The following is a 13,868-nucleotide window of genomic DNA, read 5'->3' on the forward strand; positions in this document are numbered from 1 at the left end:
TCGGCCGGATCCCCGGGGGATTTCTTCCGCTGCACGGAACGCCGGCGTGCGCTTGGGGCTGTATCGAGCACCTTCGTGCTCGTGGGTGTGTGGGGTGGTTTAGGTGAGGAGGGTGTGGAGTTGTGGGGTGCCGGGGCCGGTGACGTGTGGGAGTCCGGCGGTGCGGTGGGTGGTGATGAGGAGGAGGGCTGTGGTGGGGCCGGTGATGGTGGGTCCGTTGCCGGTGTGGAAGGGGGAGTCGGTGGCGATGAATTGGAGGCCGGTGAAGTGTTTGCGGGGGTTGAAGGGGAAGGTGAGTCGCCAGAGGCTTTCCAGGGCGGTGTGGGCGGCTTCTGGTGGGGTGTGGATGTCGCGGTGGAGTGGGATGGCGATGTCCTGGGTGTGGGTCAGGACGTCCATGAGTGTGGTGTCCGGGCCGGCGCCTGGGGCGGGGGGGAGCCGGCGTGAGCCGGCGTGTAGGCGTAGTTGTGTCGTGAGTTCGCTGGTGGGTTGGCGGGCGGCTCGGATCGCGGAGTTTTTGATCATGCGGTGGAAGGAGCCGCCGGAGCGTGCGAGTTCTTTCATCCATCCGCGTGTGGTCAGTGTGGGGGGCAGGGTCAGGTGGGCTGCCACGTCGCGTATCCGCCAGCCGTCGCACAGGGAGGGGGTTTCCCATTCGTCGTCGGTCAGGCTGTCGAGCAGGTCGGCCAGTCGCAGTCGGGCTGCTTCGACTTCTTTCCACAGGGTGTCGTCGGTCATGGTGGTCTCAGCTCGCGGGTTTGCGGGCGCAGACGACGAGGTAGCCCATGTGGTCGGGGCCGGGGGCGAACATGTCTTTCTGGCCTTGTTTGACTGTGTCGACGAATGCGGTGCCGAATTCCGCGACGAGTGTGTCCCGTAGTTCTTCGACGCGTTCGACGTAGCGGTTTCCCATGCCGTACACGCGGTGTCCGCACTGTGTCCATTCTTCGACGACGAAGCCGGCGGTCCGCAGGGTGTCGAGCCATCCTTCGGCTGTCATGGGGCGGCGGCTGCGGAAGAACGGGGGGAGTTGGGCGTCGGGGTGGACCATGGTGGTTTCGCTGATCGCGACGCGGCCGCCCGGTTTGAGGACGCGGTGGAACTCCGACAGGGCCTGGGTCAGGTCGACGGAGTGTGAGAGGGCTTCCATGGCCATCACGGCGTCGAAGTGGCCGTCGTTGTAGGGGAGGTCGTGGTAGTCACGGACCTGGAACCGCACGCGGTGGAACAGGCCTGCCCGGGCCGCGCGCTGGTGTGCGGCTTCGCATTCGACCGGGCTGATGGTGATGCCGGTGACGCGGGCGCCGATTTCCCGGGCGATCTGGGTGGCGGGTGCGCCGACGCCGCAGCCGGCGTCGAGGAGGTGTTCGCCGCGGCGCAGGCCGAGGATGCCGGCGACTTTGCGGGTCAGGCGTTTGCCTGCCTCTTCGACGCTGGCGTCGTCTTTCTCGTCGTACCAGTAGCCCAGGTGCTCGTAGCCGTCGTTGAAGATTGTCGACATCCGGCACGAGCTGTCGTACAGCTCGGCCACCTGAGCCGGTGTCCAGTCCGATTCGCTCATGGAACGTCCCTTCGCAGCCATCTCGTGGTCCAGTCTCCGGGGGGTGCGGGTTTTTCTCGTCTCCTGTGTTGCGCAGTCGGCTCGGGGTGCGGGTCAGCCGTGGTCGGCCAGCAGGCGGGCGAGGCGTGCGACGCCCTCGTCGATGAGGTGGGGTTCGAGGGCGCTGCATGACAGCCGCAGCGCGTGGGTGCCGCCGTCGGTGTAGAAGAACCTCATCGGTGTCCACAGCACGCCGTACTGCCGGGCGGAGAGTTCCAGCAGTTGTTCGCCGGCCGGGACGGGCACCTCGAGGACGACGAAGAATCCGCCGTCCGGCACGTTCCAGCGGATGGACTGGCGGTGTGCGGCGGGGAAGTGGTGTTCGAGGGCGGTGAGGAGTGTGCGCAGGTTGCGCCGGTAGAAGGCGGTCTTGTCCTGGTTGGCTGCGCGCAGGCTGCAGCCGGACTCGACGAGCAGCCCGCCGATCACCGCCTGGGCCACGGTCGAGGTGTTGACGGTGAGCATGCTCTTGACCGCCGACAGTTCCTCGGCGAGCAGGGTGTGCCGGCCGGCGCGGTCGATGACCGGCTGGTCGGCGACGAGGTACCCGACTCGCGCGCCGGGGAAGCACGACTTGGCGAACGAGCCGAGGTAGATGACCCGTGTGTGCCGGTCGAGGGCCTTGAGGGAGGTGCGGGGTGTGTCGTCGAGGCCGAAGAGGCCGTAGGGGTCGTCCTCGAGGACGATCAGGTCCTCGGCCTGGGCGACGTCGAGGAGTGCGTGCCGGGCCGTCAGCGGCAGGCAGCTGCCGGAGGGGTTGGAGAAGTTCGGCACGACGTAGAGGGCTTTGGGGGTGCGGCCTGCGGCCCGTACGGCGCGCGCGGCGGCGGTGACGTGTGCCGGGAGGAGCCCGCCGGGTGTTTCCGGCACCGGGACCACGTCGATCCCCAGGAGCCGGGCCGCGCCGGTGAACCCGACGTAGCAGGGGTCCGCGGCGAGTACGACGTCGCCGGGCCGTGCGCACAGGCCACGCAGGGCGATGACCATCGCCTCCTGGCAGCCCGAGGTGACCGCGATCGCTTCGGGGGGCACGGTGATGCCCTCGTCGTTGGCCAGCAGCCGCGCGATCAGTTCGCCGAGGACGCCGTTGGTCCTGCCGTACTGCATGAGGAGCGACCGCACCTGTTGCGGGGGCGTCCCGGCCTGCGCCAGGTGGTCCTGGAAGATGCGCAGGTAGCGGGGGAGGGCGTCCGGGCTGTGGAAGCCGTCCCAGGGCCGCCCGGCCGCGAGGGAGATCGCGTCCGGGAACCGGCCGGCGATCTCGTTGAGGAAATTCATGGACGTCGCCACCGGGTCCCACACCGAGGCGTGCAGCAACTCCCGGGCCAGCTCGACCACTACAGCCCCCTCCCGCCCGCCGACCCCGCGCCCGCCGACTCCGCGCCTGCCGACTCCGCGCCTGCCGACTCCGCGCCCGCCGACTCCGCGCCTGCCGACTCCGCGCCTGCCGACTCTGCCGCCTTGCCTGGTGCACCGTGGGCTGTGCTGCCCGGCGACTCGACTGCCTTGCGCGCCGACTCCGCCGACTCCGCGCCTGCCGACTCCGCCGACTCCGCGCCTGCCGGCTCCGCTGTCTTGCCTGGTGCACCGCGTGCTGTGCTGCCCGGCGACTCGACTGCCTTGTCCGGCGGTTGTGCTGCCTTGCGCGCCGACTTCACTGCCCTGTGCGCCGACCCCGCCGCCCTGCCCGCCGACCCCGCCGCCCCGCACGCCGACTCCGCGCCTGCCGACTCCGCGCCTGCCGGCTCCGCTGTCTTGCCTGGTGCACCGTGTGCTGTGCTGCCCGGCGACTCGACTGCCTTGTCCGGCGGTTGTGCTGCCTTGCGCGCCGACTTCACTGCCCTGCCCGCCGACCCCGCCGCCCCGCACGCCGGCTCCGCGCTTGCCGACTCGGCTGTCTTGCCTGGTGCACCGTGTGCTGTGCTGCCGGCTGGGTGTGCGGCTGCGGCCTGTGTGGTCAGTTCCACGAGCCGGCTGCCGACGTCGATCACGGGTAGCCGGCACGCCGCGCGTACGTGCGGCAGCACCGTGGTGAAGTGGGTGCAGGCGAGTACCACCGCGTCGAGCCGGGCATGTTCGGCCAGCCGTAGCGTCTGGGGCAGGTGGGAGGTGTGATACGCGGTGGCCGGGTCGCCGGTCTCGATGGCCCGTACGAGTGCCGGGTCGGAGACGCTGAGCGCGCGGTGGGCCGACGGCCCGGTCACCCGTTCGTAGCCGGCCACCGCTGACCCGTTGCCGGTGACGACCAGTACCCGCCGGTGGGCGGCTGCGACCTCGCGGTAGACGGTGGCCGGGGAGATCAGGCGCAGCGTGCCCGCGGCGGCGGCCGCATCATGGTCGACCACCGCGGACAGCGAGTTGCAGAACAGCATCGCCACCCGGTGGCCGCGTGCGCCGAGGTCGTGCACCAGGCCATAGAACGCGGCACGCAGCGTGTCGGGGCGCTCGTACTGCAGCGCGTCCTGCTCGTCGGGGGAGCCGGCCATGGGGTACGGGGCCGCGTGGTGCCCGGCGTCCCGCAGCAGGCCGGCACCGACCTCCGCGTCGAAGGGTGTCCCGGCGATGACCGCGATCTGCATCGCGCCCTCTCCTGTCGGTAGGGATGTCTTCCCCCGCAAGCCTGGAAGCCGGCCGGGCGGCCATCAACTCCCCTCGTGCGCCGACCGGGCGGCCATCAGCTTCCCCTTGTGCGCCGTGCGGGCAGTCATCAACTCCCGTCGCGCGCCGTGCGGGCGGCCATCAGCTTCCCCTTGTGCGCCGTGCGGGCGGTCATCAACTCCCGTCGTGCGCCGGCCGGGCGGGTGGCCATCAACTTCCCTTGGTGTGCCGGGCGGCCGTGCGGGTGGTCATCAATTCCCCTCGTGCGTCCACCGGGCAGTCATCAACTCCCGTCGCGCGCCGTGCGGGCGGTCATCAGCTTCCCCTTGTGCGCCGTGCGGGTGGTCATCAGCTTCCCCTTGTGCGCCGTGCGGGTGGTCATCAGCTTCCCTTTGTGGGACGTGCGGGCGGTCATCAACTCCCGTCGTGAGCCGGGCGGGTGGCCGTCAACTTCCCTTGGTGTGCCGGGCGGCCGTGCGGGTGGCCGTCAACTTCCCCTCGTGGGTCCACCGTGCGGGTGGTCATCAGCTTCTCCTCGTGGGTCCACCGGGCGGCCGTGCGGGCGGTCATCAACTCCCGTCGCGTGTCGTGCGGGCGGCCGTCAGCTTCCCCGTGGTGTGCGGTGCGGGTGGACGTCACCTCCCGTCGTGTGCGGGCCGGATGACTTTGCCGGGGTTGAGGATTCCCGCCGGGTCGAGGGCCTGCTTGAGGGCCTGGTGGACGCGGACGCCGACCGGGCCGAGTTCATCTTCGAGCCAGTCCCGTTTGAGCAGGCCGATGCCGTGTTCGCCGCTGCAGGTCCCGCCGAGTGCGAGGCCGAGCCGCATGATCTCGTCGAACGCCGCCTGTCCCCGGGCCAGTACGGCCGGGTCGGTGTGGTCGAGTGCGATCACCGGGTGGAAGTTGCCGACTCCCGCGTGCCCGACCACACCGACCAGCACGTCGTGGCTTTCCGCGATGCGCGCGATGCCCTCGACCAGGTCGACGATCCGCTCGCGCGGCACCGCCACGTCGTCGACGACGAGAGCGCCCCGGCCGCCGGGGAACCGCCGGGTGACCAGGTGCTCCATCGCCGGGTGCGCGAGCCTGCGGGCGGCGAGCAGCGCGTCGGCCTCCGCCTGGTCGGTGGCGACATGCACCTCGGTGGCGCCCGCGCGGGCGCAGTGCGCGGCGATGACGTCCAGCTCACGCCGGGCGGCGGGACCCGCGTCGGACGCGGCGAGCAGCAACGCGCCGGCACCGGTGTCCAGTCCCTGGGGCCGGTACTCCTCGATGGCCCGTAAGTGTGTCTGGTCCAGCAGTTCCAGCAGGCTCGCAGCGACGCCCGACGCGGTGATGCCCATGACCGCCCGGCCGGCCGCGGCCACGGTGGGGAACACCGCGGCGAGGGTGCGGTGCGGCGGCCGTCTCGGCCGCAGTGCGAGGACGACCTCGGTGATGATGCCCAAGGTGCCCTCGGATCCGGTGAACAAGGACGTGAGGTCGTATCCGGCGGTCCGGTCCAGACCGTGCCGTCCGCAGCGCAGGACGGCACCGTCGGCGAGGACCACGGTCAGCCCGACCACGTATCGGCTGGTGACGCCGTACTTCACACAGCACATGCCGCCCGCGTTGGTGGCGACATTGCCGCCGATGGTCGACGATTCGAACGAGCCGGGGTCGGGGGGATAGTCCAGCCCCGCGCGGGCGGCCGCCTGGCTGAGGTCGGCGTTGACCACTCCCGCGCCCACGACCGCGACACGCGCCGATGTGTCCACCCGGATGCGGGTCAGCCGCGTCAGCGACACCACGACCGCCCCGTCGACGGCGTTGGCCCCGCCGGCGAGCCCGGTCCGTGCGCCCTGCGGCACCACGGGCAGACGGTGCGCCGCGGCGACACGCACCACGGCGGCCACCTCGTCGGTGTCTCGCGGGCGCACCACGGCCAGCGGCGTGCCGGCCGGGCACAGGCCCGCCTGGTCGCGGCTGCCGGCGTGCAGCAGATCCGCATCGGTGAGCACGCTGCCCGGCTCGGGCAGTACGGCCCGCAGGCCGGCGACGGCGTCTGTCATGGGCGTCATCCGTCCACGATAGGCAGCCCGCCCGCCCGCTCTGCCCGCTGCGCGAGGAACTTCCACGACCACCGCAAACAGGGAGATGTCCGCGGCGGCGGCCTTGCCCACACTGAATCGCGACACCAAGGACAGGGCGGATGGGAGATTGACTGTGTCCCGGTTGGTACACGAGGTTTTCGCCGCACAAGCCGCCCGTACACCGGATGCCGTCGCGGTCCGGTCGGACGATGCGGTGCTCACTTATCGCGAGCTGGACGAACGGGCCAACGAGCTGGCCCACCACCTGGTGGCGCTCGGCGTCGCACCGGGCGCCCCGGTCGCCGTGCTGCTCACACGCTCGGCCGAGGTCGTCGTCGCGCTGCTCGCCACACTCAAGGCGGGCGGGGCGTACCTGCCGGTGCACTCCGGCTACCCCGCGGACCGGCAGCAGTGGATCGTCGCGCAGTCCGGCGCCGAGATCCTGCTGACCGACACCGCGACGACGACCCGCGGCGCACTGCCACAGCTGACGCGGACCGTCCTCGTCGGCAGCACCCCGGCGGGCCCCGGCACGTCCGCCACGCCACCGGCGGTGGCGCTCGGCGCGGACGACCTCGCCTACGTGATGTACACGTCGGGTTCGACCGGGCATCCCAAGGGCGTCGCGGTCCGCCACGGCGGCACCGTCGACCTCGCCCTCGACGGCTGCTGGGACACCGGCAACCACGCACGGGTGTCGCTGATCGCGCCGACCGCTTTCGACGTGTCGCTCTACGAGATCCTCGTCCCGCTGCTGCGCGGCGGCAGCGTGGTCGTCTTCCCCGACGGCCCGTTCGACATCGGCCGGCTGCGCGCCCACATCACCGAGCACGACATCACCGCACTGCACCTCGCCGCGGGCCTGTTCCGGGTCGTGGCCGAGGAAGCCCCGGACACCTTCGCAACGGTCCGGGAGGTGCTCACCGGCGGCGACGTCATCGCCCCCGGCGCCGTCGACCGGGTCCTGGAAGCGTGCCCCGACCTCGTCGTACGGGCCCTGTACGGCACCACGGAGGCCACGGTCTTCAGCACGTACGCGGAACTGACCGCCCCCTACCGCGCCGGCATCACCGTCGGCTCCGGCCGGGCGTTCGACGGGGTGGAGCTGTACGTGCTCGACGAGCGGCTCGACCCGGTGCCGCCCGGCGCCGTCGGTGAGCTCTACGTCGCCGGCCGCGGCCTGGCCAGGAACTACCTCGGCCGGCCGGACCTCACCGCGCAGGCGTTCGTCGCCAACCCCTTCCACGACGACGGCGAGCGGATGTACCGCACCGGCGACCTCGCCCGGCTGTCCGCCGACGGCGAGCTGGAGTTCGCCGGGCGCGCCACCGATCTCGTCAAGATCCTCGGCTTCCGGGTGGAACTGGCCGAGATCGAGTCCGTCCTGGCCGCGTTCCCCGGCCTGGCGCACGTGGCGGTCGTCGCCCACGAGGTCGGCGCCGACACCCGCCTGGCCGCCTACGTGGTGCCGGCGCGCGGCGAATGCGACCTCGCCGCGCTCGGCGAACACGTCCGCGAGGCCCTGCCGGCCTACATGGTCCCCGCCGCGTTCACCGTCATCGACCGGCTGCCGCTGACCGCCAACGGCAAGCTCGACCGCTCGGCCCTGCCGGTGCCGCAGTTCGGCGGCGAGAGCACCTACCGGGCCCCCGCCACCCCGACGGAGGAGGCCATCTGCCGCATCTTCGCGCAGGTCCTCACCCTGTCCACGGTCGGCGCCGAGGACGACTTCTTCGACCTGGGCGGCCACTCGCTGCTGGCCATGCGCCTGCTCAACCGTATCCGCGCGGAGCTGGGCGTCGAGGTGCCGATCCGCACCCTGTTCAACACGCCGACGGTGGCCGGCCTCGCCGAGGTGGTGGCCCTGGAGCGGGCCGCGTAGGACCACCCGCCCCCCACCACGAGAGGGACACAGATGAGCCAGACCATGGCCGACCAGGCCACCAACCCCTTCGACGACGAGGACGGCAACTACACGGTCCTCGTCAACGCGGCCGGCGAGCACTCGCTGTGGCCCGCGGGGATCCCCGTGCCGGGCGGCTGGCGCGTCGTCCACGGCCCCGTCCGGCGCGCCGCCTGCCTCGCGTTCGTCAACGAGGCATGGCACCACCTCGACGCCCGCGTGTGACGAGAGCCGACCACCTGACTGGAGAACTCATGCCCCCCTGCGATCCGTTCGTCTTCGACGACCTGCGCCTGGACCACATCCGGTTTAACGTCCGGCACATCGACACCGTGCTGGACTGGCTGGTCGGCGGCTACGGACTCGCCGTGCGCGCGGTATCCGGCCCCGGCCCCGGTGCCGGGGCCCGGTCGGTCGAGGTGGGCGCGAACGACATCAGCCTCGTGCTCACCGAGGCGCCCATCGGCGACCACCCCGCCGCACGCTACGTCACCCGCCACGGCGACGGCGTGGCCGACATCGCCCTCGGGGTGCCCGATGCCGCGGCCGCCCACGCCGCCGCCGTCGGCCGCGGCGCCCGGTCCGTGGCGGCGCCGGCGAGAACCGGTGACCTGGTGACCGCCGCCGTCGCCGGATTCGGCGACATCGTGCACACCTTCGTCGAACGTCCCCCCGGGGCGGACCACCCGGCCCTGCCCGGCCTGCGCCCCGTCCCGCGCGACGTGGACGCCCCGGCGAGCCCCCTGCGCCACGTCGACCACTTCGCGGTGTGCGTGCGGCCCGGCGACATCGACGACACGGCCGCCTTCTACCGCGACGTCTTCGACTTCGAACTCACCTTCACCGAGAAGCTCCAGATCGGCGCCCAGGCGATGACGACGAAGGTCGTCCAGAGCCGCTCCGGCGACGTGACACTGACCCTCATCGAGCCGGACACCACCCAGCAGCCCGGCCACATCGACGCATTCCTCCACGACCACGGCTGCGCAGGAGTGCAGCACATCGCCTTCGCCACCGACCAGATCGTGACCACCGTCGCGGAACTACGGCGCCGGGGCGTGGCGTTCATGGGCACACCGGACACCTACTACCGCACACTGACCGACCGGGTGACCCCCACCCGCTACACCGTGGACGAACTGGCCGGCCAGCAGATCCTTGTCGACGAGGACCACGGCGGCCAGCTGTACCAGATCTTCGCCGAGTCCGTGCACCCGAGGAACACGATCTTCCTCGAACTCATCGAGCGGATGGGCGCGCGGACCTTCGGCAGCGGCAACATCACCGCCCTCTACGAGGCCGCCGAACGCCAGCGCGGCGCCGCCGGCAGCAGCGAGACCAGGGCCGCATGACCCGGCACCCGACGAACGCGAACGGACACCCGCCCATGGACCTGCCCGGCGACCGCATCCCCCTCTCCACCAACCTCGAGATGCTCTGCATGTTCGACAAGGGCGAACAGGACGGCGCCTTCGGACCCCGGCACCTGGTCATTCTCGCGTGGCGGCTGCTCGGCGAGCTGGACCTGACAGCGTTCCAGGGCGCCATCGACGACGTGGTCGCACGCCACGAGATGCTGCGCACCCAGATCGTCCGCGACGACGGCGAGCCCTACCAGAAGGTGTTCCCGCCGAGCACTGCGGAACTGACGGTCCTCGACCTCCCGCCCGACACCTCCCGCCCGCGCGAGGAGCAGGCGGACGACTTCGTCAACGAGATCGAGGCCACCACGATGAGCGTGCGGCAACTGCCGCACCTGCGGGTCGTGCTGGGCAGGTTCGACGACAAGGACACCGTCTGCGTCCTGGTCACCCATCACGTGGCGAGCGACGGCGTGTCCCTGCAGGTCATCATCCGCGACATCGCCACCTCCTACGCCGCCCGCAGGGGCTTGCCGGTACAGGCCCCCGCACCGGCCCGGCAGTACCGCGAGTTCACCGCACAGCAGCGCACGGCACTCGCCTCCCCGCGGGCCGAACAGTCCCGGGCCTACTGGCGGGAGGCCATGCGCGACGCCGAACTCACCGACCTCCCCACCGACCGCCTGCCCCAGCCGGACACACCCGCCCGCTACGAGGTCTACCGGTTCCTGATCGAGCCCGAAGTGGCCGCGGCGACGACGGCGTTCGCCACCGCCATGCGCTGCTCACCCTTCATGGTGATGACGGCGGCCTTCAACGTCCTGCTGCACCAGCAGACGGGCGCCGACGACCTGGTCGCGGCGATCATCACCTCGGGCCGCAGCGAACCCGACCACAACGAGACCGTCGGACCGTTCTTCAACATGCTGCCGCTGCGCACCGCGCCCGGCGAGTGCCGCACCTTCATGGAACTGGTCCGCCGCACCCGGGAGGCCTGCCTCGCCGCCTACACCCACGAACTGCCGTTCGCGCAGATCGCCGCGCAGGCGCCCGCACTCACCGCCACCTACGAAAGGCCGGGCACCGCCGTCTGGGCGTTCCAGGTGATGCAGTACCCGGGTGTGACGCAGGCGGAGCTGATCGGCGACGTGGAGTACTCCGCCATCCGCAAGCGGCTGAAGTCCCACCCGGTGACCTCCGACATCCCCAACGGCGTCCTGTGGGGACTGGACATCCTGCCGGCCGGCGAGGTCGCGGGCACCGCCCGGTTCAACAACGCCGAGTACGACCGCTCCACCGTGGTCGCCATGGTCGAGCAGTTCCGCCGCATCCTGCGAGGCGGTGTCTCGGACCCGGGATCCCCGCTGTCCGCCCTGTGACCCCGATGCCGGTCACGTCCACCAGCAACAGGAATGGGAGAGTGCAGTGAGTACAGACGACGAGTTCGACGTCGTGGTGATCGGTGGCGGTCCCGGCGGTTCGGCGACCGCGGGCCTGCTCGCCATGAAGGGCCACAGCGTCCTCGTGATCGAGCGCGAGAAGTTCCCCCGCTACCACATCGGCGAGTCGCTCATCACCGGGCTGATGCCCACCCTCGAAGACCTCGGCCTGCTGGAACGGCTCGAGGCGATGGGCTTCACCAAGAAGTACGGCGGCACCCTGCTGTGGGGCAAGAACCAGGGCACCTGGGGGTTCCGGTTCCAGGAGTCGGCCCTCTACGAGCACGCCTACCAGGTACGGCGCGCCGACTTCGACGCGCTGCTCCTCGCCCGCGCCCGCGAACTCGGCGTCACCGTACTGGAAGAGGCCACCGTCAAGGGCCCGGTCCTCGACGGCGACCGGGTGGTCGGCCTGACCTACACGGACAAGGGCAGCAAGCAGCCGCGGACGGTGCGCAGCAGGATGCTCGTCGACGCCTCCGGGCAGAACCATCTCCTGGGCCGCGAGTTCGACCTGGTCCGCTACCACGACGACCTGCGCAACATCGCCACCTGGACGTACTGGCAGGGCTGCAACCTCTACGGCGGCACCAAGGCCGGCGACATCGTGGTGGAGAACCGGCCCTCGGGCTGGTTCTGGTTCATCCCGCTGCACGACGGCACGGTGAGCCTCGGCTACGTGACACCGATCGACGAGTACAAGGCCTCCGGCAAGTCCCTGGAACAGCTGTACACCGACGAGATGGCGAAGACCGAGGAGATCAAGACCCTCACGGCCGGCGCCCGGCAAGTCACCGGCTTCCGCAGCATCAAGGACTGGTCCTACACCTGCGAGAAGTTCCACGGCCCCGGCTGGACGCTCGTCGGCGACGCCGCGGCCTTCATCGACCCGCTGCTGTCCACCGGCGTCACCCTGGCGCTGCGCGGCTCACGGGCGCTGTCCGAGGCGATCGACGAGGTACTGACCGACCCGTCCTCGGAGACGGAGGTCCTCGACTGGTACGAGAAGAGCTACCGGTCCTTCCTGGACTCCGTGCTGGACTTCGTGCGGTTCTTCTACGACCGCACGAAGAACAAGGAGGACTACTGGGACAAGGCGCAGGCACAGATCGACCCGACCCGGCTGCGGCCGCGGGAGATGGACTTCGCACGGATGCTGTCGGGACTCACGGGCATCGACGACATCTTCGACAAGCGCACAGCGGCCTGAGCGGCACGCCGACGAACGGCTCGGCAGCGGGGATGCTCCCCGCTGCCGAGCCGTTCGTGCACCTGCCGCGCGAAGGGGCGGTGGCGCGGCCCCGCCCCTGACCGATGATGCGGCGCCGGCCGCCGGACCACCCGCGGGATGCGGGTCAGGAGGGGGGAACCCTCGGGACGGCCCGCCACGGCCGTGGAGCGCGGACCGGCCCCCTGCACGCAGCGGGCACAACCCCCGGCCCGCGACACCGGATGCCGGCCGCGGCCACCGGTCCCGACACCGGCGGACGGGAAAGGCCGCCGGAGCGCCCACCGCGCCCCGGCGGCCCCCCCCGAGAACCCCTAGGGGACGGTCCTCAGCGGGCTCGGCGGCAGGATCGCGGCGGTCATCCCGCGACGGCCGTCCAGCAGGCGCAGCACCGGCCGTTCGACCAGGACGGCCAGCAGCCAGCCCAGGACGAGCACGGCGCCGACCGTGAGCGCGGACGAGCCGAGCGCACCGCCGAGCGACAGCGGCCTGACCCAGTTGGCGGGGTCGGTGGTGTGGATCGGACCGTAGGAGATGACGATCCAGTGCACCAGGTAGACGCAGAAGGAGATCCTGCCGAGCGCGGCCAGGGGACGGCTGCCGTAGAAGGACCACCCGCCCGCCGACTCACGCCTGGCCACCGCGGCGATCAGCAGGGCGAGCGGCACCGCGGTCACCGCGAAACCGGCGCTCTCCCCGGGGATCTGCACGCTGGCGACGAGCCCGGCGAGCGAGAGCAGCGTCGAGACGACGACGCCGGGGCCGTGCCACCGCCGGGCGGCCACCATCCGGGCCGCGAACAGGCCGAGCAGGAACTCCAGCATCCTGGTGACCGGCACGTAGCCGACGAACCAGGTCTGCGGCCACGAGTCGGTGGTGTTGACCAGCAGCGGCTCGGCCGGCAGCAACCGGCCCAGGAACGGTACCGCCACCAGCAGCGTGACCACGGCGAGCGCCGGCACCCAGAGCCGCTCGGGACGGATCCGCCGGACCAGCCGGTTGAGCCACGGGAACACCGCGTAGAACAGCACCGCGCACGACAGCGCCCAGGTGGGGCCGTTGGGATTGCCGGTGAGCACCACCTGCGGGTCCGGGATCCAGTTCTGCACCAGCAGCAGGGTGGGCAGCGTCCGCCAGAGCGACAGGGCGGCACCGGCGCCGGCGGCCAGCAGGAGCGCGGCGACCAGCATGATCACATGGACCGGGAAGAGCCGCGCCGCCCGTCTTCGCCAGAAACGGCGCGCGCTGATGTCACCGTCGTGCACCCAGCCGAGGGCGAACCCGGTGAGGACGAAGAACAAGGTGAAGCCCATCACGCCCAGTTTGTAGTCGTACGTCCACAGCGTCTGGGCCGTCGGATCGACCCGCAGCACGAGCGAGATCCCGACATGGGAGACCAGGACCATGCAGACGGCGACGAATCCTAAGCCGGACAGCGAGGGCAGCCGGGCGGGCGCGGGTTTGCTGTGATTCATGGGCGATCGGTCCGTTTCGGTGTCGTGGGCCGTTGTCCGTCACCGGGGCGTGCCCCGGCCGGGGCGGACGGCTGAGGACCGAATCCTCCACTCATTTCGAGACAGCGGACATCTCTGCTCGTGCGCACCTCACCCCGCACAAAGGAGCCGCCCGGAAAACCCCGCCATGGACCACCCCCCCCCCCCCGGGGG

The 13,868-nt window shown here is 71.2% G+C and carries 11 protein-coding genes; 5 read left to right on the forward strand and 6 right to left on the reverse strand.

Annotated elements, in window-relative coordinates; all coding sequences use genetic code 11:
• Positions 1-99 precede the first annotated feature (99 nt).
• From ACZ6A9_RS17240 to ACZ6A9_RS17260, 5 genes are all read right to left on the reverse strand, one after another.
• Positions 100-738: a maleylpyruvate isomerase family mycothiol-dependent enzyme gene (locus ACZ6A9_RS17240; protein WP_468985704.1), complete on the reverse strand. Its 639-nt coding sequence runs from the start codon at positions 736-738 to the stop codon at positions 100-102.
• Positions 739-745: 7 nt separating this feature from the next.
• Positions 746-1,561, reverse strand: coding sequence for an SAM-dependent methyltransferase (locus ACZ6A9_RS17245; RefSeq protein WP_468985707.1), 816 nt, complete (start codon positions 1,559-1,561; stop codon positions 746-748).
• 93 nt (positions 1,562-1,654) lie between these two features.
• Complete coding sequence (locus ACZ6A9_RS17250; protein WP_468985709.1) at positions 1,655-2,938, reverse strand: aminotransferase-like domain-containing protein; 1,284 nt, start codon at positions 2,936-2,938, stop codon at positions 1,655-1,657.
• Positions 2,938-4,179, reverse strand: a complete 1,242-nt coding sequence (locus tag ACZ6A9_RS17255) for a hypothetical protein (protein WP_468985713.1) — start codon at positions 4,177-4,179, stop codon at positions 2,938-2,940. Before ACZ6A9_RS17255 ends, ACZ6A9_RS17250 begins: the two co-directional genes overlap by 1 nt.
• A gap of 654 nt (positions 4,180-4,833) precedes the next feature.
• A complete protein-coding gene (locus ACZ6A9_RS17260) occupies positions 4,834-6,258 on the reverse strand; it encodes an FAD-binding oxidoreductase (RefSeq protein ID WP_468985715.1) in 1,425 nt (474 codons plus the stop codon).
• A gap of 145 nt (positions 6,259-6,403) precedes the next feature.
• Between ACZ6A9_RS17260 and ACZ6A9_RS17265 the strand changes: the two genes are divergently transcribed.
• From ACZ6A9_RS17265 to ACZ6A9_RS17285, 5 genes are read left to right on the forward strand one after another with little or no spacing between them, the layout of a single operon-like run.
• A complete protein-coding gene (locus tag ACZ6A9_RS17265) occupies positions 6,404-8,152 on the forward strand; it encodes an amino acid adenylation domain-containing protein (RefSeq protein ID WP_468985717.1) in 1,749 nt (582 codons plus the stop codon).
• Between the two features lie 33 nt (positions 8,153-8,185).
• Positions 8,186-8,398, forward strand: coding sequence for an MbtH family protein (locus ACZ6A9_RS17270; protein WP_468985720.1), 213 nt, complete (start codon positions 8,186-8,188; stop codon positions 8,396-8,398).
• Between the two features lie 29 nt (positions 8,399-8,427).
• Complete coding sequence (hppD, locus tag ACZ6A9_RS17275; protein WP_468985722.1) at positions 8,428-9,525, forward strand: 4-hydroxyphenylpyruvate dioxygenase; 1,098 nt, start codon at positions 8,428-8,430, stop codon at positions 9,523-9,525.
• Positions 9,522-10,913 carry a condensation domain-containing protein gene (locus tag ACZ6A9_RS17280; RefSeq protein WP_468985725.1) on the forward strand — a complete coding sequence of 464 codons (1,392 nt, stop codon included), beginning with the start codon at positions 9,522-9,524 and terminating at the stop codon, positions 10,911-10,913. Before hppD ends, ACZ6A9_RS17280 begins: the two co-directional genes overlap by 4 nt.
• Before the next feature lie 46 nt (positions 10,914-10,959).
• Positions 10,960-12,183 carry an NAD(P)/FAD-dependent oxidoreductase gene (locus tag ACZ6A9_RS17285; RefSeq protein ID WP_468985727.1) on the forward strand — a complete coding sequence of 408 codons (1,224 nt, stop codon included), beginning with the start codon at positions 10,960-10,962 and terminating at the stop codon, positions 12,181-12,183.
• A 332-nt stretch (positions 12,184-12,515) separates the two neighbouring features.
• Here the strand turns inward: ACZ6A9_RS17285 and ACZ6A9_RS17290 are convergent, their stop codons facing one another.
• Entirely contained in the window at positions 12,516-13,676 is a 1,161-nt protein-coding gene (locus ACZ6A9_RS17290; RefSeq protein ID WP_468985730.1) for an acyltransferase family protein, read from the reverse strand.
• Between the last annotated feature and the right edge of the window lie 192 nt (positions 13,677-13,868).

Source organism: Streptomyces sp. NPDC041124, assembly GCF_055592385.1.